The sequence below is a fragment of the Bacillus mexicanus genome, from assembly GCF_050445615.1.
Lineage (GTDB): Bacteria > Bacillota > Bacilli > Bacillales > Bacillaceae > Bacillus > Bacillus mexicanus.
Map to the genome: position 1 here is coordinate 686,406 of NZ_JBCEYV010000003.1, position 20,833 is coordinate 707,238.

The window sequence follows — 20,833 nt, forward strand, 5'->3', positions numbered from 1 at the left end:
TAAATTCATAATTATTTGTATGAATATTTTATTTCACCAGGAGGTTTTAAATGAAAAACAAAAATAAAGGAGATATAATCCTTGGCGTTTCAGTTTCTTTAATTGCAATCCTAATAATCGGAAGTCTCTTTATATTCAAAGATAAGTTTTCAAGCGTCAATAACGACGATAGTGATCCGGTATATACTTTGGATGAAGTGACGCAAATAAACACAAAAAATGACCCTGTAATTGGTGATTCAGATGCTCCAGTTACTATAGTTGAATTTGGAGATTATAAATGTCCTGCTTGCGGTTATTTTTCAAATTCCATATACCCAGAATTAAAAACAGATTATATCAATACAGGAAAAGTTAAATTCATATTTAAAAACTTTCCTTTCATTGCAGATGATTCCGACAGAGCTGCTGTTTATGCCGAAGGTGTTTATAAATCTCTAGGAAACGATGCTTTTTGGAAGCTACACGAAAGTATCTATGAATACCAGAACGAAATATACAAAAACAACAATTCTTCAAATGAAAAAAAAGATGTTATTACAAAGAAATACCTGACAAAAGTGTCCACTAAACTTTTTGGAAGCGAAAAAGCAAGTAAATTAAAAAATATACTTGATAACAAAGAATACGAAAAAGCAGTTAAAGAAGATCTTAAAGATGCAGATAAATCAAAAATCGAAGGAACTCCTACAATTTTTGTTAATGGCAAAAAAGTCGTTGATGCTTTAAACTATGAAACGATCAAAGGTGCCATCGAAGAAGCGCAAAACGGTGAAAATAAATGATTAAAAAGGTAAACCCCTTTTTCTTCCCTTGGATAGTATCTATTATTGCCACTTCAGGGAGTTTATTCTTTAGCGAAGCGATGAAATTTATCCCTTGCACTTTATGTTGGTATCAAAGGATTTTGATGTATCCTCTAGTTTTCTTTTTTGCATTCGGTTTTTTCAAAAAAGATAAGAATCTATTTCTCTATACGTATCCTATGATTCTATTGGGAAACATCATTAGCTTTTACCACTTTGGTATTCAAAAGTTGGGTTTTTACCACCCTATAGCACTTTGTCAAAACGGTATTAACTGCGGATCCATATATATAAATTGGTTCGGTTTCATTACAATACCTTTGTTATCTTTAACTGCTTTCACCCTTCTTCACATTTATTTTTGGATACAATATTCATCAAACCTCAAGCAAACAAAAAACACAGACATTTGATTGTCTGTGTTTTTTGTTCTGGTCATCGGGTATTGCCAACATTTATCTTTTTATATAAGATATTCGTATAGGTTTTAAAGGCAGGTGTTCAAATATGTCAACCGAATTCAATGCATTTATTGAATCAGACGGAAGATTTAATTTCAAAAATGCATCACCAGACACTTTTCTAGAGGCATTCAAAAAAGTCGAATTATTCCCACCTTCTAAAGAATTGTCCAATGACACAATAAAATCATATACAGATGATATAAATAATTTTTTGGACTTCTTGTCTCAACAAACGATAAGTCTTAAAGAAATAAATGTCATCACTATTCAAGAGTATCAAGCATATTTATCAAAAAAATATGCAGGAAGATCTGCGAGAAGAAAATTAGGTATTCTAAAAAGACTTGTTACTTTTGGTTATATGACTAATTTCTTTTCTTTTCCTATGGCTGATTGGATTAAGAACCCTAAGATACCAAAGTATCATTATTCTTCTAAATCCGGTCAAAAGAGAAAAGAAATTCGAGAAATGGATTTAGAAACTGCGAAATTAGTTATTTCCGCGTTGGATGAGATTGTTTTAACGAAAAGAAGCGAAAGAGAAGCGTTAAAAAGTCGTAATCGCTTAATAGGATATTTCCTGTTAACAACCGGTATGCGTGCTAGCGAAATCATTAACCTGTATTTCACCGATATTCTTAAACAAAAAGGACGCTTATTTATTGAGTTCAAAGGGAAAGGTAACAAATACAGAAAGATACCTCTTAATGATAAAATCACAAATGAATTATTTCTGTACAGAAAATTGCTTGGTTACACTGAAGATATTCTGAACGATGAACGCCCCATTTTCATTGCTTTTTCCAGAAATAAAAACGAAAAATTAAGTTACGACAGTCTATACAAACTTATTAAAAAAGTGGTACTTCACCTTTCTAATAACAAGGAAGTAAACAAACATATTTCACCTCACTGGTTCAGGCATACGTTCGTTACAAGATTACTTGAGCGGGATGTACCTTTGGCCATTGTCAAAGAATTAGCCGGCCATTCAGACATCTCTACAACAAATTTATATGTGGAAAGATTAAATGAAAATATTGTTGAAAAAGAGTACGATCGAGTTGACTTTGGCTTAGACTAAAAAAACCACCCGGACGGTGGTTTTTATTTTATCTTATTTTATGGCTCTTTTCGCAGACAAAAAAAGAAGACCTTGGAGAACCAGGGTCTATTTTTGTATAATGTATGATTTTATCGTTTTACGTAGTTATTCTTTCCAGTAATCAATACCCACTTCATCCATCGCTCCGTAAAAACATTCTTCAACTTCACTATCTTGAATAAACTTTGCCCTTTCCTCGATAAAGCCACGTTTCAATGATGCAACATTTACATTTTCTTTTCCAAGATTTCGAATAACATTATAGCTCTCTTCACTCTCTTGCTGTTTCCAATCGTGATACAACATTTTCCCAAGTTCATATTGGTTTACTTGTTCCATTTTTAAACATCCTTTCTAGTTCGTGAAATGAGTCTTTTGTTCATTTGAATTATTATAATGCATTATTTTTAAAATAGTAAAAAACAACAATGTTTGCGAAAACAGCCTATATTTTATAAATAAATAATTGGATATTACATTTTTCAGATACATCTATCAATATTTCTAATATCTTTACCCAATCAGCTCCAGCCATATCAGAAGCAATTTTGTACGGCAATCCTATTTTGTATTGCTTCTCTTCTATTCTTTGTTTCTTATGAAGATCACTTAGAAACGAAGATAGACTTTTTTGAAAATGTTTATAACGGTCTTCGAGTTCTTTTTTACTTTTAGGTTTTCCTCTATACAACTGCCCATACAAATTAACAATATAAAATTCATCTTCAATTTTAGCTATAGAATATTTACCTAATCGATCCCCCAACTCATCAGGGAAATCTCTGTCTACTTCTTTTACCTTCGGATACATCTTTGCTATTTTTTCAGCTATACCTTTCCCCATTACCTTTTCGCAATTCGCCTGATGCAAGATAAAATGACAGCCATTATTCCTATCCAACAAATCGCCCTTTTGTATATGAATCATTCTAAACACTCACTTTACTTTTTGTTATACAGCCACCGGTGCTTTAATCGCTGGATAAGGATCATATCCTTCTAAACTTACACTCTCTGGAACAAAATCAAAAATACTTCCCATATTTACGTCAATAACTAAACGAGCCATTTCTTTCGGTGTTCTTGTTAGTTGTTCTTTAATCTGGTCTAGATGATTAGAATATATATGAACATCTCCACCGTGATAAATCAGTTCATCAACCTCTAAACCGCATTCTCTGGCTACTAAATGTGTTAACAAAGCATATGAAGCAATGTTATAAGGTAGTCCGAGAAATACATCTGTGCTTCTCATCATAAAACGGCAACTTAACCTACCGTTCACAACATAAAATTGAAATGCAAAGTGGCACGGAGGTAAAACTGTGTCTTTAGATTTCACTTGAATTGGATTCCACGCAACAACCAACAATCGCCTAGAATCAGGATTTGATTTTATCTGATTTATAATATCTTTCAACTGGTCAGCAGATTGATTGTCTGGTCCATCAAAACTTCTCCATTGAGCCCCGTATGCCCCAGGACCAATATCACCGAATTGATTCCTAAACGTTCGGTCATTTAAAATTCGTTCGCAGAATTTCTTTTTTTCCTTTAAATAGATTTCTCTAAACTCCGGATCCTTTTGTGAACGCAATCCGAAATTAGTCATATCAGGACCGTTGTATTCCTTACTATTTACATACCTCATAAACGGCCATTCATCCCAAATATGATTATTGTATTTTAGTAAAAAATCAATATTAGTATACCCTTTTACAAACCAAGCAAGCTCACTTGAGATTGATTGCAAACTCATTTTTTTGGTTGTTAATATAGGAAACCCCCTTTTTAAGTCGATACGCATCTCTTTACAAAAAGAACTGATTGTCCCAGTCCCTGTTCTGTCTGCTTTTTTTATACCCTCATTCAATATTTCTTTTACCAAGCTAAAATACCGATAGTCTGTAGCATTCACTTTATCTAATTGTTTGTTGATTTCACTCAGTTTTTTTTCCAATTCTTCTTTTTCTCTCAACGCATTTAAAAATTTCAATTGAATGCCCTCTTTCGTGTTTATCATTGTTTATATTGATCTTATCCACTTTCATCTTCTTTCTAATTTCAATCGAGAAGTATGCCTCTATTTGTTTGTTGAAAGTTTCAATATTACCGGTAGTATACATAACGAATTTATGGTTAACTAAAAAGCTGTTATCTAAAATATTTTTTAGTTTTTCAATAATGGCTTCAGCTGGATCAACAAATGTTTTTTCGGGCCATATTTCTTTAAGTTGCTCAATTATCAATGGATAATGAGTACATCCTAATATCATAGCGTCCCAATCAAAACCGGCTTCTCGCTCTACTTCATTTTTCAACTTTATAATATCATTTTGGCTTATCACATAATCCTTTTCGATAGCTGCTGCCAACCAAGTGTTTCCCACAGCACTTTCAATATTTGAAAATAAGTTTTGATACCATTTACTTTGAACAGTCTTGACTGTAGCCAATAAAATCGTATTAATTCCTTGAAAATCTCGAGATACTAATCCATCAGTCGTTCCCAAGACAGGTATATTTAATTCTTCTCTAAATTGGTCCCGAAACCAAGCTGTTAACGTGTTACAAGCGATTATCAAAATATCAAGTTTTTGTTCTTTCAATACTTTAATCCAGTCCATTGCTATTTTTCTTAATTCCTCCACACTTTTATTGCCATAAGGAGAATTTTTTTGATCCGCAAAATACAAGTATGTATGATCAGGGAAGTGTTTTTTTATTTTCGTAAGAAAACTCCACCCTCCTATCCCTGAGTCAATTAATCCAACAATCATTTTATCACCTAACTAAAATTGTTTATGATAGTTCGGCAGAACACCCGTGACTTCAGTCGTGGGATGAATGCCGAACGGTCTTTTGCTTTGAAAAGGAAATAACGTTTGCTATAATCAGAACATATGTTTCTAAAAAACAAATGAATGGAGGTGAAGAACTTGCTCAGACACCGTGCTTACAAATTTCGAATCTACCCCACAAAAGAACAACAGATCTTAATACATAAAACCTTCGGTTCTTGCCGTTTTCTCTTTAACCATTTTCTGCACGAGTGGAATCAAACGTATGAGAAAACCGGAAAAGGACTTTCTTATAATGCTTGTGCGAATCAATTGCCTCAGTTGAAAAATACATACATTTGGTTAAAGGAAATTGATTCTACCGCGCTTCAGAGCTCTGTTCGTTTTTTAAGTGATAGTTTTACTCGCTTCTTTAAAAAGCAGAATCGAGCACTATTAGCTAAGAAAAAGAACATCAAGTTAATCGATGCTAAGAATTATCAGAAGCAAAAAATAAAAGTAGCTCGTCTTCACGAGAAAGTAAAAAACCAACGCCAAGACTTCTTACATAAATTATCTACTGATCTCGTCAAAAACCACGACGTGATTGTGATCGAAGATTTACATACCGAAGGTATGTTAAAGAACCGAAAGTTGTCTAAAGCTATTTCTGATGTCTCTTGGAGTGAGTTTGTCTCAATGATTACCTATAAAGCTGACTGGTACGGGAAAACAATCATCAAAATTGACAGATGGTTTCCTTCTAGCCAGATTTGTAACAACTGTGGCCATCAAGATGGACCGAAACCACTTAACATCAGGACCTGGACTTGTAATAATTGTGGCTGTGCTCACGACCGTGATATCAACGCTGCAATGAATATAAAAAACGAAGGTTTAAGACTTATTGCCGGTGGAATCAACGGTGTAGCCTGATAAAATAACTAAAACCTATGGCCAAAAGGAAAACCGATTGGCTAAGTCTGGTGTTCTCAGGAATCTCAGTTTTTAGTGCCGAGTAGTTCAATTCTATACTATACCTTTTAATTATTTCACATTTTCCCTATCATCAAAAAAAAAAGAAGGAATGAATCCTTTAATTCATTCCTTTTTCAATTTATAGCGTGCTTTAATTCAATTCCAAAAGAAATCAATATTGCTTTTTCAATTTCTTTATGGATTTGCTCTGATAAATGAGTTTCTTCAATTTCTTGAACAACTCTTGATTTATCAATAACCCTAATTTGTTCAAGCATTACTACACTATCTTTGAATTGCCTGCAAACTTGGTCACCTGGAACATAAACTTGAGTAGGTAACTTTTTACGCTTACACAATCCAAAGGGCGCAACAATTAAAGTAGGTGAATATTTATTACCTTTTTGGTTTTGAATTACCAAGGCCGGAAAAGGATTAGAAGATCTATGTTCTGACCCAACTCCATCTTTTAATCGAATAAAAACTACTTTTTTATCCTTTTTCTCTTCTCCGAAACCGAAAGAAATCAATAATGCCTTATGGATTTTTTCCATTGTTTCTTCTGATAAAATGCATTTTTCAACATATGTAATTCGTCTTCGATCAATAACCCTTACCTGTTCACAAAGAGCTATAGAATCCTTTAACTTTGTATTTTTAAATTCTTCTTTTTTTATTTCTACGTGAACTGGAAGTTTTGATTTTGTTTTTCTAGATGTGAAAGGTACAACTAATGTCGTTGTACTATGTTTGTTTCCGACATCGTTTTGTGCGATTATACAAGGTCTGGTGCCTCTTTGTTCATAGTTCTCGCCATCCAAAGTACACCATACTATTTGCCCCTTTTTAAATCTTAACTGGCGATCCATAATCTCTTCGGCCCCTTTTTTAAATACTCATTACATATTTCACACTCTATGTTGTGTAACAATGATGTTTGTTCATCAATAAGTAAAAAGTATCTTATTTTAGGAATATATAATATGTACTTCGTAAACTGATCAATTACTTCATATTCCTGCCTCCTTTATAATTAAAATTTTCAGTTTTTTTGAAAAAAAAGTAAAAAGTGAGACCTCTGTAATTGTAGAAATAAGCCAAAAATTATCCACCTTAAAGAAATCGGTTTTTTTTTCGATATGTTAAACGCAATACAAAAAGAGTGCCTTTAAAGGCACTCTTTTTCTTATTTGATGGCGAGTTTTTCTTCTTTCACAATAACAGTATATTTTTCTTTTTCTCCATCGAGTATTTTATTAGCAAGTAGATCGGTGACGCTCTCTACATTCCGTTTTGACTCACGCGCCCCAGACTCTGGTCGATACCCTTCTTTTTTCAAATAATCGATCGATTCTTTGCTAAATTCTAAATTATACCCTGACTGTTTAAGTCTACTGATCAGATCGTTTACTTGTTTTTCAACAATTTCTTTCATTGCTTGTTCAGTCAATGGATTAAACACAATCATTGAATCTAACCGGTTTAAAAATTCTGGTTTAAAGAAACCATTTCCTCTAACAAAATCAATAACCCTTTTTTCGAGGTCTTTGTTTTCTTCTTCTTGATTAGTAAAGAAACCAAGTGATTTAACCTTTTTCGAATAATATTGGCTACCTTCATTACTAGTTAGAATAAAAATAGCGTTTTTAGCATCCACAGTTTTCCCTTTATTATCTGTAATAACCCCATCTTCGAAAATCTGTAGCATTACGTTTAGTACGTCCGGATGAGCTTTTTCCACTTCATCAAAAAGAACAATACTATAAGGTTTTTGTCTAAGCAAGTTTGTTAATTTACCTCCATCAGTGTGACCCACATATCCTGGAGGCGATCCGATTAACTTTGACACCGAATGTTTCTCTTGGAATTCACCCATATCAATTTTAATCATTGCTTCCTTGTCTCCAAACAATTCAGTAGCCAATGCTCTTGCTAACTCCGTCTTACCAACCCCAGTTGGTCCGAGGAATAAAAATACTCCAGCAGGTCTATTAGGGTCTTTCAGTTTTAATTTTGAGCGTCTAACAGACATTGTCACTACGTCAACAGCTTTATCTTGTCCTTTAACATACCCTTTTAACAAACTATCTAAATTCTTTAGCTTTTCCTTTTCATTTTTATCCGTGTCTTTCACAGGAATACCTGTTTTTCTCTCCAACAACACTGCGATATGACTAACATTAACTGTTAGTTTCTTTTGTTTTTCTTTTTCTACTTTGGTTTTTTCCTTCTCTATTTTTTCTTCAAGTTCTTTTTCTTTTAATACTAATTCTCTCGCTGTTACATAATCTTCTTTTAAAATCGCAGCATTTTTCTTCTCGGACACTTTAGCCTTTTCTTCTTCAATTGCTTTAAAATCATATTTTGTAGATGTCTTTTCAACTTTTCTAAACGCAGCAGCTTCATCGATCAAATCAATTGCTTTATCGGGCAGAAACTTATCCGAAAGATATTTTTTAGAAAGCTCTACAGCTGACCTAACAACATTCTTTTCGAATTTTACGCCGTGATGATTTTCAAAAACAGGAATTAATCCGTTTATAATTTCAACAGATTCATCTACTGTAGGCTCATTCACTTGAACAGTAAGCATTCTACGAGTGAGCGCTCCATCTTTTTGAATGTATTTTCTATATTCATCATAAGTAGTAGCACCAATAATTTGTATTTCTCCTCTAGCAAGCGAAGGCTTTAAAATATTAGAAGCATCTACTGATCCTTCTGCTCCTCCTGCACCTACAACGGTGTGGAATTCGTCTAAAAATAAAATAATATCTTGATTCTTTTCTACTTCCTCTAAAACTCTTTGCAATCTTTGTTCAAATTCACCACGATACTTAGTTCCCGAAACCATAGCACCAATATTTAATTCGATAACTCGCTTATTTGCCAACCCATCCGGAACGTCAGAAGAAATAATTTTCTGAGCAATCCCTTCTACAATTGCTGTTTTGCCAACACCAGGTTCACCAATTAATAATGGATTGGTTTTAAATTTTCTACTCAATATTAAAATAGTTTCCTCAATTTCTTTTTTTCTAGCTACGATTGGTGTAAGCTTTCCTTGTTCAGCCAATTGAGTTAAATCGCGCCCAAACTGTAAAGAATACAGTTCTTCTTTTTCTTTATTCACATCGTTTTTTCTCATCATTCTTTCTTCTTGGCCATCTTCATATTCGAACATATGAACTTCTTCTATGAGTTTCGTAATTTTCTCATATTGTTTTTCATCAAAGGATTTAATTTCTCCTTTTTTCATCTTTTCTTCAAGACAAGAAACACAGATTTGAAGGTCATCACCCAATATTTCAGAAAGTTCTTTGAAAGCATATCTATCATTACATACTGAACATTTTTTGTTTTCTTCAAGTTCCAAAGGTATAACCCCCTACTTTTTTTCTTCAAAGGAGCAAAAAAAATGAATGTACTTTTTTATTGTTTAAGTTTTGTGTTCATCCTTTATTTTTTCACTTTCTTTCATAAACCAGAAATCAAACAAAACATTTCTAAATTTATATATTTCACAATATTATTTTGTCTATTTGCATTTAGTTATAATCCTTACTTTGATTGGAAAGTATGGTTATTAATAATTTTTCTCTTGTACTGTGTATTAGATGATATTTTTCATAAAGAATTCAATATCCTAGTCCCTTTATTTGTCACACTTGTATTTCTTGCAATGAAACCAAACTTATTAACTTTATGCGCAATTTTATTTGTTTTCTTAACCTTTTACTTGTTTTCAGTATTTATTTTTTTAACCAAAAAAATATTTAAGAGAGAAATGAAGATTTCTAATACAAAAAAGCATACAAAAAAGAAAAATTGGCCTTCTAGAATATCTAAGTTTTTTTCTAATCAATCCGGTATGGGAGAAGCAGATCCTTTTATATTGCTTCCTTTTCTTCTATTATTACCGATTATTGACTGGATTCCGTATCTATTTTTAAGTTGGATTTTAGTCATCATATTCTTTTTCATTAATCAATTCAAAAAATCTAAATTAACTTCTATACCACTTGCACCTATCTTACTTTTATCTTTGACCATTTATCTCCTCGCTCAACAATTTTTTTACTCATAAAAAAAGCAAGCAGCTTAATTGCTGCTTGCTTTTTTATTCTTATGTATATGTTGCAATTTAAGTTGTGCTATGTAAGTTACCAAACTTGTGCCTTTTGATAAATCCGTCAATCGTTGCACATCATTTATTTTCCATACTAATTCGCCATCTTCAGTTTTCACTTCTTTACACATTTGATTAAGAAGCCTTTCGCGTTTTTTAATTGTTTTGTCCAATTCATTTTGCAACGTTTGGTTAGACTTATTCAGGTTATAGTTAGTTTGCTTCAACTGCTTTATTTCATTCTTATACTTTTCATCTTTTACATCCAATGTTTCATTTTCATCATACACATCATAAAGTCCAATATAATCCGATCGGTAAAATGCACGGTTCATCGCTCTCTTTCGAGCCATAATCGGCAAATTCGCTTGAGAAATAGAATCTGTGCAGTTTGATCGATTGGCAATACCATATTCTTCGTGCTGTTCACCGTTTGGAAAAAGAACAGTCGCTTCAATCCAAACTTGCTCTCTATCCTTTGATGGAGCATCACTTTGCTTTTCTATAGGTATGATCCTAGGAAATGTAGCTCCAGTTGCTTGAATTAATTTTTTAGTTCCCGTCTCTTTTAAAATTGGTTTATTTTTTTGCTTTGAGAACCATATATCATCTTCAGGATCAATGATATCTTTCACCATCTTAGTTTCATAATCACAATCTTCATCTTGTTTTGCTTCACCTTTTATCAAAACTTTAATGGGGTGATCTAATATCTTTTGCAACCATCTTTGTTCGTTTGCTTGTTGTTCATCATTCTTCTGATTTTCTGAGTCAACATTCTCATTCTTATTTTCATTCAACTCCGAATCGTTATCTTGAGGCTCATTTTCAACCTCCTTCGATTCTTCATTTTTATTTTGTTCAGTTTTTTTATTCTTTTTTTGTTTCTCATCTTGTTGTTTTGCCAAAACTATACCTCCTGCCAGCAGTTCTTCTATATATATTTACAAAACATTATATCACCCTTTAATTTTAATATGTTTTTTAGAAAAAAATATTTTTTTCACATTCCATTCATTTTTTGTTTAAAATTAATTCAGAAACAAAATACATACATATATAGGAGTGTTACAAATGAAAGGTAAACAAATGGAACAAGCAATTGTATCAATTGCTAATGCGATTATGGATCCTTCTTTTAGAGCAAGAAAAAACTACGTTAGACCTCCTTTCGTATTCTGGGGACCTAAAGGTTCTGGAAAAACATATACAGTTAATAAAGCTGCTACTGCATTACATATTCCTGCAATTAATGTTCGTTTAGGACAAGAGTTAGCTGAAGATATGAGTTACCCAGACATTAAAGAACAAGAAAATGAAAAATTCTTAGGTAAAATTATTGCTGAAATGTTCCCAAGATACAAAAGAGATGGAGAAGGCAATTTAATATCTCGAAAGAAGGTTATAGACGGAGAAATTATTGCTTGTGAGAACGAATACCAAATTAATTTTTCATTAATCAAAAACTACATCGAGAACTGGGATGCAATCGAAGGATATTATACTTCACAAGGTCTTTCTGTAGATGATGCTCCAGGTGGAATCGTATTCCTTGATGAAGTAAACCGAATCGAAGATAAACAGATGTTCCAGATGATTTTCCAATTATTCGATAGTGGGAAATTCAAAGGTTATGTGACGCCCGAAGAAATTAGTTTCTTTGCCGCAGCTAACCCAAAAGAAAAAGGATATATTGTTTCTGACTGGTTTGCAGACCCCGCCTTTTCTAACCGTTGTATTCATTTAAAAACCACATATGATTTCGAAACTTGGTTAGAATTTGCTGAAGCAGAAGATTCAGGATATGATGAGCTAACAATCGGTTATTACAAACATTTCAATAATAGTTTGTTTGACGAAGAAGAGAATTCTTTCGAGGTACCGAAAAATACTTCTTCATTCAGAAACCCTGCATTTCTCTCGCTTTATGGTGTAGGAATTGAGTATCCAGATCCTGCAATCCGAAATGACATTATTTCTGCAATTATAGGTCCTAAACATTTAAGCAACTTCCTTCAAGTCGAGGATAAGATCGCCGAAAAGATACTTTCACCAGAAGAAATTCTATCACAATATGATGAATTCGAACTTGGAGAAGAACCTGTAATTGAAAAAATTGAAGGAAAACGTCTTGATGGGACACCAATAACCACCTATGAAATCGGTACATTAAAAGAGGCATATGAACACCAAGAATCTAAAGGAAACCTCCGTAAAAATTTCTTAAATGCCGTGCAAGAAAATAAAAGTAGCTGGTATAACGAAACTTGTGATCAATTAGTTAAATATATTATCAAAAATGCTCAAGATGAGGATTTCAGAAAACATTTAAGTGATAATCTTCTTAGATTAGCAAGATTTCTATTCGATTTGCCAAAAGGAAAATGTGTCGTTGCAATGAAAGAATTGGTTGATAGCGATGAAGACACTAATATAATCCCACTTCTCACACAAGGAATAAATGGACGTTATTTTTCCGCATTATTTAAATACAGTCACGAAACAATTAAAGAATATCTACACGAAGCGATATAATTTAAAAGCCAATCTTTTTGATTGGCTTTCATTATATTAACTTTTTTCTCTAGTTCTTATTTTTTTATTCTATAATTTTAAAAAAACTACACAAACGGAGGCAAACAAATGCTTGCAAACGACACTTTGTCACAAGAGAAGAAAAAACTTCTAGTAGCAAAAACTAACGAAGCAATAAACAATAATATTTTTTTAATTATACAAAATCACCCTTTCTATGCTAAATTACTTTCAAAATTCCACTTAGACACTAAGGTTGACGAAACTAATTCGAAATGTCCTGTAGCAGCTGTTTCAATCCCAAATGGTCGCCCTACTAGACATACAAACCCACTTGGATATTTAACATATCAAACAAGAGAACAAATCTTTATTGATATTCACGAAATTTTACATATTACTGATTTACATCATATTAGATCAAAAGGAAAAGATCATTCTTTATGGAATATTGCTTGTGATATAGACATTAATCAACGCATTGAAAGTTCTATAGCCATCTTACCCAAAGATGCCCTAATGTATTATCACTTTAGCCTTCCAAAAGGGTTATCTGCTGAAGAATATTATACGTTACTTGAAAATCGCGAAGAACCAATCACTCTTCCACCTGAACTTTCAAACACATTACTACAAGATATTATCAATAATATGAAAAACGGAAACAGCGATAATAAAGACAGCAGTAGCGATGGAAATAGTAATAGCCATAGCCAAAATAAAGCTCCTGGTTTCGAAAATCTTCACCCCACTTGGGGCAAAGAGTCCGATTTATCAGATGATATTCAAAAAGGTATTATAAAAAATATGTTAAGTGATGTAATCAATTCTACAGGTAGTATCCCTGGTGAAATGACAGGTATAATTGAACGATTATTTGAACCTCAACTTGATTGGCCTAATCTTTTATCTTCATTTGCACAATCACTCATTTCGACCAAGAAGAGATATACTTGGTCTAGACTTTCACGTAAGTATGGTTCGCTTAAAATGGGAACTTTACGTAGAAAAGAGTTAAATCTCCTAGTTTCAATTGATACAAGTGGGTCTCTTGACCAAAAAACGTTAGCACAGTTTTTGTCAGAGATCAACGCAATGAAGAACTACGCTAATATTACTATTGTCCAATGTGATGCCGATATTCAATCAGTAGAATCAATTGATGAAATCGATATTGATAATTTTGAAGTCAAAGGACGAGGAGGAACGTCATTTATTCCTGTATTTGAGTTTGCTGCAAAAAAAGAAATCGAAGGAACTGATTTCACATTACAATTTGAACCAGATGGAGTTATATACTTAACTGATGGATACGGCCCTGCTCCGGACTATTCAAATATCCAAACTCTTTGGGTTCTCACTTCTGGCGGAAGAAAACCAACGAATTCTTCTAACGAAGAAATCACTTGGGGGAATTTTGTTTCTTTAGATCAATAAAGTTAAAAGACCGAATTTCAATTCGGTCTTTTTTTTTGTACCTTAATAGGCTTTAAATTGATGAAATACTTCTAATACGACTTTCCCTAAATATTCATCATCATTAAAAGTCCCAAACATTCTACTATCAGCTGAGACATTTCTGTTATCTCCCATAACGAATATTTCGCCTTTGGGCACAGTTATATCATAATTTTCTTCAACCATTGGTTCTTTTATATATTTCTCCGTTTTCTTTTTGCCGTTTACATATAATGTTCCATCTTTTATCTCAATATGGTCTCCGCCTAATCCTATAACACGTTTGATAATTTTAGTTCCATCTTTTGTTTTGACAATTACAATATCATCTTTTTTAGGTTTCACCATCTTAGCATAAAAGACACGGTCTCCGTCTTGTATTGTATTTTCCATCGAAGGACCATCTACCACAGCAAAACCAATAATAAATATTTTTAATAATGCTACTATAATTAATGAGACAATAATCGATATTATCCATTCTTTTGCATTATCTTTTTTGCTCTTTTTAATTTCAAACTGGGTGTTTTCATTTTCCACATTCACCCCTCCCATCTTTTTTTATGTAAAACAAAAGATATTGGTTTCCTTTAAATTTCTATCAAGATTTGTTAATTTGATAAAAATTTTAGATGGGAGGTTTTCCTTTTGAATATAGAAGCTTTATTCCAATCCGCCTTTAAGTTTTATCCAGAAACACACGAAAGTCTCATTTCTCATTTACTTAAGTTCTGCAACCAAATAGAATTTTCCGACGAAAAAAACACCCTTCCACTTATTATCTTAAAGAAAAAAGACATTTATTTATGGATCAAAGATGAAAATGTCTCAGACTTCCCCTTCCTATTCAGCGATCCAGAAGAAATTTTGTTTATCCTTTATCAGTATCTTTCAAGTGGCAATACAGTCTACCTTTCAAATGAAATTCCAATTGAAATCACAGTAAAAGAAATCAAGAAAAATATTGATTTAGCCCTTTTAAATAACGAAAAAGATAAATTTCATTATTGGGCAGGTTTATTAAAAAACAAACAATGATTTTATATCTTTTTTATGAATATAAATTCGATACAAATTCCTAACAAAGGAGGATTTAATAAATGACACGAATCGCACTGTTCGCTCCCAATCGCTTAGACTCAGATGAGTTAAGCAAAGTTTTTGAATTTATGTATGACGTAATTGATGATACTCATATTTCAGTTCTCTTCTACCGCACCATCGATTTAGATATTGTTCGTTTTTTTCTAGAGCTTCCTGAAGAGTATTCTAAACATTTAACAATACACTTGCCTGGCTCACTATACGATTTAGAAGACCAAGGTTTAATTGAAGGAGTTAAATTTTTATCTAGTAACGGAACAGAGGTAATAGAGCATCTTTATACAAACGCAAATGAACTAGTTCGAGAAGAATATGATAGCATTTTAAAACAAATGATAATAAATGTGGACGAAGTGTTTGTTTTTTACAAACGAGATAGAAAGCAAATTTCAAAATTAACTATGCCATTCAATTATTCAAAAAAATATAAAAAACTTGGTTACATAAATCATTTAGACAAAAATAATCAAATTGAAATTGTTTCATATCAATAATTTTTATTTTTTTTACCCAATTTATCATTTTCATCTATAATTTATTTATGAACCATAATATTTTTGAAAACGAGGAGAGATTATACATATGTTGAATCGCGTAGTACTTGTTGGTCGCTTGACCAAAGATCCAGAACTAAGATACACCCCAAACGGAGCAGCTGTAGCGACCTTCACTTTAGCAGTAAATAGAACTTTTACAAATCAGCAAGGAGAAAGAGAAGCAGATTTTATAAATTGTGTTACTTGGCGAAGACAAGCTGAAAATGTTGCTAATTTCGTTAAAAAAGGAAGTCTAGTAGGCGTTGATGGTCGATTGCAAACAAGGAATTACGAAAACCAACAAGGACAACGCGTTTTTGTTACAGAAGTTCAAGCTGAGAGCGTCCAGTTCCTTGAACCAAAGTCTAGTGGTAATTCCGGAAACAATGGTGGTAATAACGGTAATAATAGTAATAACGGTGGTTATAGCGGTAACAACGGCGGTTATAATGCTCCAAGAAATGATTTTGGCGGCGGCAATAATAACCCGTCTGTCAATAACGGAAACAACCAAGGTTCTCAAAACTTTGGTAACGATCCTTTTGCCAATGATGGAAAGCCAATTGATATCAGCGACGATGATCTTCCATTCTAAACTTTCTCGTTTAAAGGATTTTATATCCTAAGACAAAAACATACACAAAAAACCTACGATCCAATTCGTAGGTTTTTTATTACCAATCTTTAGTTGAACCTCCTCCACCAGAGCTACCTCCACCTCCGATTCTTGGTCCATTGTCAGATTTGCTATTAGCCATCGATAAAAAAATACTTAAGATTAGTTGCGAAAAAGTTCCTTTTAAAAAAATTATGTCCAATACAATTAATATAACTAAGACTAAAATGACCCATACAGAAACAGTTTTATTTTCTTCTTTAGGTTTTTCAACTTTTTGATCAAAGCTTTCCCCTAATTTATATTCCTTAGCTACTTTGTTAAAAACTTCTTTATATGTATTAACAAGACCTGAACTGTATTCGCTCTTTTTAAAAAAAGGAATGGCGAACTCATCCAGTATGTCCCCAGCTTCAATATCAGTAACCGCACCTTCTAAACCGTAACCAATTTCGATACGAACTTCCTTGTCTTTCTTAGAAAATAGAATTAGCACACCATTATTTTTTTCTTTGTCTCCTAATCCGTACTTCCTAAAAACATCAACACTATATTCCTCTATGTTTCTATTTTCTAAACTGTCCACAGTTACAACAGAGATTTGAGCGCTGGTTTTATCGTCCATTTTTTTTCCGAGTTCTAGTAATTCTGCTTTTTCTTTTTCATTAAAGATATGAGCAAAATCTTGAACATAAATGTCCCCTTTAATTTCAGGAATGTTAGGTGTCGCTTTTGCAACACCTACTCCAGATAGAAACATCACCACCAAAAAGAGCAATGGAATAAATTTAAACTTCTTCATTTTTATTTACTTCCAAAATCAACTTTTGGCGTTTCTTTGTCCGTTTCATTCACCTCAAAATATTCTTTTTTATCAAACCCGAATAAGTTAGCAAATATATTTTTAGGGAATTTTTTAATCACTTTATTATATGTTGTCACTTTATCATTATAATCTTTTCTAGCAACAGCGATTCGGTTTTCGGTCCCTTCCAAGCTAGTCATCAGGTCCTTGAAGTTCTCATTTGCTTTTAAATTGGGATAGTTTTCTACAACTACCATTAGTCTATTTAGTGAACTTGTCAATTCTTGATCAGCTTTCATTTTTTCAGACTGGGAACTAGCTCCTGAAAGTTTAGCTCTTGCTTCAGTAACGGAATCAATTGCTTCTTCTTCGTGTTTAGCATATCCCTTAACAGTTTCAACTAGATTAGGGATTAAATCCGCTCTTCGTTTTAATTGATTATCCACTTGAGACCACTTATTATCTACATCTTCTTCCTTTGTAACCATACCATTGTATGAAATCGCTCCATATCCACCGACTAATACAGCGATAATACCTGCACTAATTAACACTTTTTTCATCTGATCTTATCTCCTTTTTTATAGAATCAATGGAATTATATTCTCAAAAAAAACAAAAAACCATAATGCTACTTAGCAATTATGGTTTTACATTTTACCCATTTTGATGTGCATATCTACTACAAGCAGCTGCTACTAAAGCACAAAGAATATCATCTAGATATGTATGGCATTCTCCTGGTTTAGCCTTCTTATCGTTATATACGCCAATAATTCCAGGTTTATTGATATCGAAGTTACCGAAGTTTGAACTAGCAATACTTCCATAGCATCCAGTAATAGACAACGCTAACGTTTCGTCTACTCCGTATAACCCTTCATCTCTTAGAATCACATCTAAAATTGGACCTTCTAAAAGTTTCTTTTCTGCCGCAATATCAATAGCAATTCCAGTAAGTACTGCGTGTTGTACTTCACGTTTTTTTAAAACGGCTTCAATATGCTCTAAAGCGATTTCCTCAGTAATAATAGGAGAATGTTTCTTTTGAGCATCATATACGAGAACAGCCAATTTGCTTAGATCTACACCTCTGTCTTCTAAAGCTTTCCTAGCTGCTAAATATAAGTCTTGATTTTTCGACATATTAAAACACCCCTTTTCCCTAGATTTTCAAAGAAAAAAGTTATTCCCTTTTAAAAAAGAAAAAAAGAACGGGAAATCTCCCGTCCTTATTTTTTAAAGTAATCATTTATTCCTTGTGCGATCGCACTAGAAACACTATTTTGATAAGTTCCGCTAATCATTTTGTTCAGATCTCTCGTATCAGAGATGAAACCAACTTCAAGCAATGTCGCTGGAACACTATTTTTTCTTAAAACATATAAGCTACTATCTTGTACTCCACGGTTATTGCTTCCCATAGAAGGTTGATATCTGCTATGAATGGTTTGAGCTAAAAGTTTACTTTTTGCGGGCTGAGCATTCATACTTCCATCATAATTATTATTTGCATTGTAATAAGATTCAGTACCAATAGCCCCTGGTAAGGCTGCGTTTATATGTATACTGACAAATGCGTCTGCTCCATATTGTTTTGCTTTATCAACACGACATTGTAGATCAGGAGTTAATGTATAAACAGCTAAGCAACTGTTATCACCTGAACGCGTTAGATAAACTTTATATCCGAGATTTTCTAAGTATTGTTTTGTTTTATTAGCGAAATTCATAGTAAGATTTTTCTCATAATAATAACCGTTTACGGCCCCGGCATCCGCTCCACCGTGACCAGGATCCAATACAACTACTCTTCCAGTAGAACCGCTTCCTCCTGTGCTAGATGATGACGTAAGGTAACTACTTGAAGCCCACCCAGTAGTTGATCCGTAGACTACTTTACTCCAACCATTTGAAGTCTGTAACACTTTCACCTTTGCTCCGTTTGGCATAATGGTTAACTCCTCACCATCTGGAGCCGATCGCAGATAGAGCGCAGAAGCTGATACGTAAGCGTAACTTGTTGTGACTGTAGGAGCGGTGCTTGTATTACCACTTCCAGAAGTATCAAGTTTTAAATAGCTAATTGAAGCCCAGCCAGTTTTATTTCCGTATACCACTTGATTCCATCCATTTGATGAGGATAAAATTTCTACTTTAGTCCCTAAAGGCATTGTAGTTATAACAGAACCATTTGGCGTACTTCTTAGATTTAAAGCGGAACCTGTTACAATTGCGTATACCTTTGGTTTTGTTGTCGGGGTTGATGTAGTTGGAGAAGAACTTGTCGCTTTAAGATTTAACTTTTGACCAACAATTAATGTGGTAGATTTGAGGTTATTCCAAGTCATAATGTCATTCACATTGACTCCAAATTGTCTACTAACACCATAAAGAGTATCCCCTGCCTTAACTGTATAAGTTGATGAACTTGTTGTAGGGGATGTTGTCGTAGGCGATGTCGTCGTATTACTGCTTCCGGACGTATCAAGTTTTAGATAACTTACTGAAGCCCACCCAGTTTTATTTCCGTATACCACTTGATTCCATCCATTTGATGTAGACAAGATTTCTACCCTAGTTCCAATTGGCATTGTTGTTACAACAGAACCATTTGGCGTACTTCTTAGATTTAAAGCGGAACCTGTTACAATTGCGTATACCTTTGGTTTTGTTGTCGGAGATGACGAAGCAGATTGTGAAATGATGAGTTTTTGTCCTACATATACGTTTGAAGTGCTCAATTTATTCAATGTCATTAATTGTTGCACCGACACCTTATTATTGTTCGCTATTCTCCATAAAGTATCTCCTGCCTTAACAGTGTACGTACTATTACTTTTCTCTGAGACCGTTCCAGAATTTGTACTCACGTTACCAACTTTTAAATTTTGACCTACAAATATATTGTTATTTTTAATGTTGTTCCATTCGATTAATTGAGAAACACTTTTATTATATTTCTCACTGATACTCCAAAGCGTGTCTCCTTTCTTAACAGTATATAAATCATAAGCTTTCACACTCGCTAAAGGCGAAGCCATTAAAAAAGCAGCTGAAAATAATACAACTTTTTTCTTCAATTATAGCCCTCCCTCGAGTTAACATCACTCTTCTAACTCGATTCTTTAAATATTTCAACAAATAATAGGATTTTTTTCTTTTTCTCTCAAAGAAAGAGTAACTACAGTTTTATAGAAAGGTGTTATTTAATGCGATCATTTATAAAATTTCCTTTTCGGTTAATTCTCTCTTTATTACGCATTTTATTTGTCGGCCTGTTTTCCGGTTTATTTTGCGTTTATACTGTAGATTATTTAACGTCTTCTTCCTTCGGTACATTTAACCTTGTTATTATTGCTGTTTATTTCACTCTAGTTTGTATAATGGCCGTTTTATTTGTAGAAATTTTCACTTTCTTACAACGGAAATCAAAGAAAACAACAGCAATTAAAAAAGATAAAGAAAAATATGACCTTAAATAATTTTATTTTTTTCTAATTATAGATATTTCTTG

The 20,833-nt window shown here is 33.1% G+C and carries 23 protein-coding genes; 11 read left to right on the top strand and 12 right to left on the bottom strand.

Annotated elements, in window-relative coordinates:
- Nucleotides 1-50 precede the first annotated feature (50 nt).
- The 3 genes from AAGG74_RS18725 (at nt 51) to AAGG74_RS18735 (ending at nt 2,354) form a co-directional block, all read left to right on the top strand.
- The gene (locus AAGG74_RS18725) at nt 51-785 is read left to right on the top strand and encodes a DsbA family protein (protein ID WP_429676731.1); all 735 of its coding nucleotides are present in this window, start codon (nt 51-53) and stop codon (nt 783-785) included.
- Nucleotides 782-1,219 (top strand): disulfide oxidoreductase, encoded by a 438-nt coding sequence (locus AAGG74_RS18730; protein WP_429676732.1) that lies wholly within the window; start codon nt 782-784, stop codon nt 1,217-1,219. The genes AAGG74_RS18725 and AAGG74_RS18730 overlap by 4 nt, the downstream gene beginning before the upstream one ends.
- A 94-nt stretch (nt 1,220-1,313) precedes the next feature.
- Nucleotides 1,314-2,354, top strand: a complete 1,041-nt coding sequence (locus tag AAGG74_RS18735; RefSeq protein WP_429676733.1) for a tyrosine-type recombinase/integrase — start codon at nt 1,314-1,316, stop codon at nt 2,352-2,354.
- A gap of 126 nt (nt 2,355-2,480) precedes the next feature.
- Here the strand turns inward: AAGG74_RS18735 and AAGG74_RS18740 are convergent, their stop codons facing one another.
- The 4 genes from AAGG74_RS18740 to AAGG74_RS18755 all read right to left on the bottom strand — a co-directional run bounded on the left by AAGG74_RS18740 (nt 2,481) and on the right by AAGG74_RS18755 (nt 5,155).
- Nucleotides 2,481-2,714 carry a hypothetical protein gene (locus tag AAGG74_RS18740; RefSeq protein ID WP_429676734.1) on the bottom strand — a complete coding sequence of 78 codons (234 nt, stop codon included), beginning with the start codon at nt 2,712-2,714 and terminating at the stop codon, nt 2,481-2,483.
- A gap of 106 nt (nt 2,715-2,820) precedes the next feature.
- Nucleotides 2,821-3,303: a macro domain-containing protein gene (locus AAGG74_RS18745; protein ID WP_429676735.1), complete on the bottom strand. Its 483-nt coding sequence runs from the start codon at nt 3,301-3,303 to the stop codon at nt 2,821-2,823.
- 24 nt (nt 3,304-3,327) lie between these two features.
- On the bottom strand, nt 3,328-4,293 hold the full coding sequence (locus tag AAGG74_RS18750) for a thymidylate synthase (RefSeq protein ID WP_429676870.1): 966 nt from the start codon (nt 4,291-4,293) through the stop codon (nt 3,328-3,330).
- A gap of 22 nt (nt 4,294-4,315) precedes the next feature.
- The gene (locus tag AAGG74_RS18755) at nt 4,316-5,155 is read right to left on the bottom strand and encodes a glutamate racemase (protein WP_429676736.1); all 840 of its coding nucleotides are present in this window, start codon (nt 5,153-5,155) and stop codon (nt 4,316-4,318) included.
- A gap of 159 nt (nt 5,156-5,314) precedes the next feature.
- Between AAGG74_RS18755 and AAGG74_RS18760 the strand changes: the two genes are divergently transcribed.
- Nucleotides 5,315-6,091, top strand: coding sequence for an RNA-guided endonuclease TnpB family protein (locus AAGG74_RS18760; RefSeq protein WP_429676737.1), 777 nt, complete (start codon nt 5,315-5,317; stop codon nt 6,089-6,091).
- Between the two features lie 176 nt (nt 6,092-6,267).
- Here the strand turns inward: AAGG74_RS18760 and AAGG74_RS18765 are convergent, their stop codons facing one another.
- Both AAGG74_RS18765 and AAGG74_RS18770 read right to left on the bottom strand, forming a co-directional pair.
- A complete protein-coding gene (locus AAGG74_RS18765) occupies nt 6,268-7,002 on the bottom strand; it encodes a type II toxin-antitoxin system PemK/MazF family toxin (protein WP_429676738.1) in 735 nt (244 codons plus the stop codon).
- A 317-nt stretch (nt 7,003-7,319) separates the two neighbouring features.
- Nucleotides 7,320-9,509, bottom strand: coding sequence for an ATP-dependent Clp protease ATP-binding subunit (locus AAGG74_RS18770; protein ID WP_429676739.1), 2,190 nt, complete (start codon nt 9,507-9,509; stop codon nt 7,320-7,322).
- 42 nt (nt 9,510-9,551) lie between these two features.
- Between AAGG74_RS18770 and AAGG74_RS18775 the strand changes: the two genes are divergently transcribed.
- The gene (locus AAGG74_RS18775) at nt 9,552-10,220 is read left to right on the top strand and encodes a hypothetical protein (protein WP_429676740.1); all 669 of its coding nucleotides are present in this window, start codon (nt 9,552-9,554) and stop codon (nt 10,218-10,220) included.
- A 14-nt stretch (nt 10,221-10,234) separates the two neighbouring features.
- On the opposite strand, the gene AAGG74_RS18780 is transcribed toward AAGG74_RS18775, so the two are convergent.
- Entirely contained in the window at nt 10,235-11,170 is a 936-nt protein-coding gene (locus tag AAGG74_RS18780; RefSeq protein WP_429676741.1) for a hypothetical protein, read from the bottom strand.
- 166 nt (nt 11,171-11,336) lie between these two features.
- Here AAGG74_RS18780 and AAGG74_RS18785 point away from each other — a divergent pair, with 166 nt between their 5' ends.
- Both AAGG74_RS18785 and AAGG74_RS18790 read left to right on the top strand, forming a co-directional pair.
- The gene (locus tag AAGG74_RS18785) at nt 11,337-12,797 is read left to right on the top strand and encodes a hypothetical protein (RefSeq protein WP_429676742.1); all 1,461 of its coding nucleotides are present in this window, start codon (nt 11,337-11,339) and stop codon (nt 12,795-12,797) included.
- Nucleotides 12,798-12,905: 108 nt separating this feature from the next.
- Nucleotides 12,906-14,234 carry a vWA domain-containing protein gene (locus tag AAGG74_RS18790; RefSeq protein WP_429676743.1) on the top strand — a complete coding sequence of 443 codons (1,329 nt, stop codon included), beginning with the start codon at nt 12,906-12,908 and terminating at the stop codon, nt 14,232-14,234.
- A 42-nt stretch (nt 14,235-14,276) separates the two neighbouring features.
- Here AAGG74_RS18790 and lepB read toward each other — a convergent pair whose 3' ends face one another.
- Complete coding sequence (lepB, locus tag AAGG74_RS18795; protein ID WP_429676744.1) at nt 14,277-14,795, bottom strand: signal peptidase I; 519 nt, start codon at nt 14,793-14,795, stop codon at nt 14,277-14,279.
- A 108-nt stretch (nt 14,796-14,903) separates the two neighbouring features.
- Here lepB and AAGG74_RS18800 point away from each other — a divergent pair, with 108 nt between their 5' ends.
- From AAGG74_RS18800 to ssbA, 3 genes are all read left to right on the top strand, one after another.
- Nucleotides 14,904-15,293, top strand: a complete 390-nt coding sequence (locus AAGG74_RS18800; RefSeq protein ID WP_429676745.1) for a hypothetical protein — start codon at nt 14,904-14,906, stop codon at nt 15,291-15,293.
- A gap of 62 nt (nt 15,294-15,355) precedes the next feature.
- The gene (locus AAGG74_RS18805; protein ID WP_429676746.1) at nt 15,356-15,853 is read left to right on the top strand and encodes a hypothetical protein; all 498 of its coding nucleotides are present in this window, start codon (nt 15,356-15,358) and stop codon (nt 15,851-15,853) included.
- An 88-nt stretch (nt 15,854-15,941) separates the two neighbouring features.
- Nucleotides 15,942-16,490: a single-stranded DNA-binding protein SsbA gene (gene ssbA, locus AAGG74_RS18810; RefSeq protein ID WP_429676747.1), complete on the top strand. Its 549-nt coding sequence runs from the start codon at nt 15,942-15,944 to the stop codon at nt 16,488-16,490.
- A gap of 79 nt (nt 16,491-16,569) precedes the next feature.
- On the opposite strand, the gene AAGG74_RS18815 is transcribed toward ssbA, so the two are convergent.
- The 4 genes from AAGG74_RS18815 to AAGG74_RS18830 form a co-directional block, all read right to left on the bottom strand.
- Nucleotides 16,570-17,313 carry a TPM domain-containing protein gene (locus tag AAGG74_RS18815; protein WP_429676748.1) on the bottom strand — a complete coding sequence of 248 codons (744 nt, stop codon included), beginning with the start codon at nt 17,311-17,313 and terminating at the stop codon, nt 16,570-16,572.
- 2 nt (nt 17,314-17,315) lie between these two features.
- The gene (locus AAGG74_RS18820) at nt 17,316-17,879 is read right to left on the bottom strand and encodes a LemA family protein (protein WP_429676749.1); all 564 of its coding nucleotides are present in this window, start codon (nt 17,877-17,879) and stop codon (nt 17,316-17,318) included.
- Nucleotides 17,880-17,973: 94 nt separating this feature from the next.
- Nucleotides 17,974-18,462 carry a phosphatidylglycerophosphatase A family protein gene (locus AAGG74_RS18825; protein WP_429676750.1) on the bottom strand — a complete coding sequence of 163 codons (489 nt, stop codon included), beginning with the start codon at nt 18,460-18,462 and terminating at the stop codon, nt 17,974-17,976.
- 86 nt (nt 18,463-18,548) lie between these two features.
- Nucleotides 18,549-20,399: a LysM peptidoglycan-binding domain-containing protein gene (locus AAGG74_RS18830; RefSeq protein ID WP_429676751.1), complete on the bottom strand. Its 1,851-nt coding sequence runs from the start codon at nt 20,397-20,399 to the stop codon at nt 18,549-18,551.
- 129 nt (nt 20,400-20,528) lie between these two features.
- Here AAGG74_RS18830 and AAGG74_RS18835 point away from each other — a divergent pair, with 129 nt between their 5' ends.
- A complete protein-coding gene (locus AAGG74_RS18835) occupies nt 20,529-20,801 on the top strand; it encodes a hypothetical protein (protein ID WP_429676752.1) in 273 nt (90 codons plus the stop codon).
- Nucleotides 20,802-20,833 lie beyond the last annotated feature (32 nt).

What these genes read in the sequence shown, in the direction of transcription:
- AAGG74_RS18725 (WP_429676731.1), top strand. Translation starts at nt 51, where the DNA reads ATGAAAAACAAAAATAAAGGAGATATAATCCTTGGCGTTTCAGTTTCT.
- AAGG74_RS18730 (WP_429676732.1), top strand. Translation starts at nt 782, where the DNA reads ATGATTAAAAAGGTAAACCCCTTTTTCTTCCCTTGGATAGTATCTATT.
- AAGG74_RS18735 (WP_429676733.1), top strand. Translation starts at nt 1,314, where the DNA reads ATGTCAACCGAATTCAATGCATTTATTGAATCAGACGGAAGATTTAAT.
- AAGG74_RS18740 (WP_429676734.1), bottom strand. Translation starts at nt 2,714, where the DNA reads ATGGAACAAGTAAACCAATATGAACTTGGGAAAATGTTGTATCACGAT.
- AAGG74_RS18745 (WP_429676735.1), bottom strand. Translation starts at nt 3,303, where the DNA reads ATGATTCATATACAAAAGGGCGATTTGTTGGATAGGAATAATGGCTGT.
- AAGG74_RS18755 (WP_429676736.1), bottom strand. Translation starts at nt 5,155, where the DNA reads ATGATTGTTGGATTAATTGACTCAGGGATAGGAGGGTGGAGTTTTCTT.
- AAGG74_RS18765 (WP_429676738.1), bottom strand. Translation starts at nt 7,002, where the DNA reads ATGGATCGCCAGTTAAGATTTAAAAAGGGGCAAATAGTATGGTGTACT.
- AAGG74_RS18775 (WP_429676740.1), top strand. Translation starts at nt 9,552, where the DNA reads ATGAATGTACTTTTTTATTGTTTAAGTTTTGTGTTCATCCTTTATTTT.
- AAGG74_RS18785 (WP_429676742.1), top strand. Translation starts at nt 11,337, where the DNA reads ATGAAAGGTAAACAAATGGAACAAGCAATTGTATCAATTGCTAATGCG.
- AAGG74_RS18790 (WP_429676743.1), top strand. Translation starts at nt 12,906, where the DNA reads ATGCTTGCAAACGACACTTTGTCACAAGAGAAGAAAAAACTTCTAGTA.
- AAGG74_RS18805 (WP_429676746.1), top strand. Translation starts at nt 15,356, where the DNA reads ATGACACGAATCGCACTGTTCGCTCCCAATCGCTTAGACTCAGATGAG.
- ssbA (WP_429676747.1), top strand. Translation starts at nt 15,942, where the DNA reads ATGTTGAATCGCGTAGTACTTGTTGGTCGCTTGACCAAAGATCCAGAA.
- AAGG74_RS18815 (WP_429676748.1), bottom strand. Translation starts at nt 17,313, where the DNA reads ATGAAGAAGTTTAAATTTATTCCATTGCTCTTTTTGGTGGTGATGTTT.
- AAGG74_RS18820 (WP_429676749.1), bottom strand. Translation starts at nt 17,879, where the DNA reads ATGAAAAAAGTGTTAATTAGTGCAGGTATTATCGCTGTATTAGTCGGT.
- AAGG74_RS18825 (WP_429676750.1), bottom strand. Translation starts at nt 18,462, where the DNA reads ATGTCGAAAAATCAAGACTTATATTTAGCAGCTAGGAAAGCTTTAGAA.
- AAGG74_RS18835 (WP_429676752.1), top strand. Translation starts at nt 20,529, where the DNA reads ATGCGATCATTTATAAAATTTCCTTTTCGGTTAATTCTCTCTTTATTA.